This window comes from Dellaglioa sp. CoH-56-MRSF-11 (assembly GCF_056782135.1).
Map to the genome: position 1 here is coordinate 1 of NZ_JBXAYE010000127.1, position 259 is coordinate 259.

General features: G+C 54.8%; 1 protein-coding gene. It reads left to right on the forward strand.

Going from position 1 to position 259, the window contains the following annotated elements:
* Positions 1-72: 72 nt before the first annotated feature.
* Positions 73-259 (forward strand): hypothetical protein (locus AC1RPT_RS08105; protein WP_481763040.1); only part of this gene is annotated, 187 nt, incomplete at its 3' end.

The window sequence follows — 259 nt, forward strand, 5'->3', positions numbered from 1 at the left end:
GCTTCGCGGTAACGCCACAATCATTCACTACGCGCGTCAGGTTGCGCGCACCTTTATCTAAGGGGCTGAAAAATGCGCGAATGGTTGCGTGATAATATATGGGGGCTGCTGTTGATTGGCGGTATGTTCGCGGTCTGGACCTGGGAATTTTGGATGGTGCAGAGCGTGCACTGGTGGAAATTTCACGCGGGCGCATTCTTTGGTCCGGGCTATATCGTGATCGCGATGGGCGCGCACCTGATTCTACGTGATTCGGCGT